Origin of the sequence: Sphingosinicella soli, from assembly GCF_014199685.1 — a bacterium.
GTDB lineage: Bacteria > Pseudomonadota > Alphaproteobacteria > Sphingomonadales > Sphingomonadaceae > Sphingosinicella > Sphingosinicella soli.
The window spans coordinates 1-1,557 of the sequence record NZ_JACHNZ010000084.1; the positions used below are offsets into that span (position 1 = coordinate 1).

A 1,557-nucleotide genomic window follows, 5' to 3' on the forward strand; every position below is an offset into this window, starting at 1 on the left:
GGCGACCTGATGGCCGACACGTCAACGCAATGACACGTGGTCAATCGTAGCATGGGTCAGACCATCAAGCCGTCGCAGATTATCACAGTCGTAGCTGTCGCCAACGCTGCCGACCGAGGGCTCGATCCCGGCCTCGGCGAGGCGCTCGGTGTACTTGATGGACACGTATTGCGACCCACGATCGCTATGATGGATGAGGCCGCCCCGATGGGTCGGCCGGCGATCGTGAAGCGCCTGTTCCAGGGCATCGAGGACGAAGCTCGCATGGGCCGTTCTGCTTGCTCGCCAGCCAACGATCCGCCGAGCATAGGTGTCGATAACGAAGGCGACGTAGACGAACCCCGCCCAGGTCGCGACGTACGTGAAGTCAGAGACCCACAGCATGTTCGGCGCTGGTGCGTAGAACTGGCGGTTGACGTGATCGCGCGGGCACGGTGCTGTCTTGTCGCTGACCGTGGTGCGCACTGGCTTGCCCCGGATCACTCCTGCCAAGCCCATCTCGCGCATCAGCCGCGCGACCGTACAGCGGGCGACGGACACGCCCTCCCGCATCATCTGCCGCCAGACCTTGCGCACGCCGTAGACCGCGAAGTTCTCGGCGAACACGCGCGCGATCTCGGGCTTGAGAGCCGCATCCTGCCGTGCCCGCGCCGACAGGCGTGTCGGATCCTGTCGCTGCGCGACGCGCTCGTGGTAGGTGGATGGGGCGATCGGCAGGACGCGGCAGATCGGCTCGACCCCATAGGCATCGCGGTGATCATCGATAAACTTGATCATCGCCGGAACGGGCGGTCGAGCTCCGCCTGCGCAAAATATGCGGACGCCTTGCGCAAAATCTCATTGGCCTGCCGCAGCTCACGGACCTCGCGTTCCAGTGCCTTCACCTTGTCGGCAACCTCGGTCGGGACACCGGCGCGCTTGCCGCTGTTGACCTCAGCTTTCTTCACCCACTCATGCAGCGTCTGCGGAACGCAGCCGATCTTCTCCGCGATCGACACCACCGCTGCCCATCGCGAGGGGTGATCGCGCTCGTGGTCGAAAACCATCCGTACCGCGCGTTCGCGAACTTCCGGCGCAAACTTGTTCGTTGTCTTGCTCATACAGGCTCCACCTTCTCAGGAGTTGGAGCCTCCGGCAAACCCGGCGCGGTTCAGCCCCAGACATCATCTGAGGTGGAGTGGGTCTCTGGGGTCGGACAAGGTCAGGCCGCTGATTTGACCATGGGCCGGGTGTGTTGGTCCTCGAACTGCGCAGGGCTGAGATAGCCGAGCGCGGAATGCAGTCTGCGCTAATTGTAGACGTCGTTAATGAACCGGGGAAGCTGTTTGGCGTCATCGTTGAAGGTTTCGAACACCATCGGATAGACGGCCTCGACCTTCAGCGTCTTCATGAAGCTTTCCGCCTTGGCATTATCATTTGGGTTGCCCCGCCGGCTCATGGAGCCGACGCGATCCGGGAAGACCGGTGACGTGACCCCCTGATTTTCCTCCACGCGTGATTAGAGTCCGGCCCTGATGGAAGGACGGACGATGAAGCGACTGAGGTTTACGGAAGAGC

2 pseudogenes and 1 other annotated feature are annotated in these 1,557 nt (G+C 62.5%); both pseudogenes read right to left on the bottom strand.

Annotated elements, in window-relative coordinates:
• Positions 1–36: 36 nt before the first annotated feature.
• Positions 37–1,100, bottom strand: a pseudogene (locus tag GGQ98_RS18035) (IS3 family transposase); the annotation flags it as partial.
• Positions 703–819 (bottom strand) — a sequence feature (AL1L pseudoknot). It overlaps the preceding pseudogene by 117 nt.
• A gap of 191 nt (positions 1,101–1,291) precedes the next feature.
• Positions 1,292–1,441, bottom strand: a pseudogene (locus GGQ98_RS18040) (integrase core domain-containing protein); the annotation flags it as partial.
• Positions 1,442–1,557: the final 116 nt, after the last annotated feature.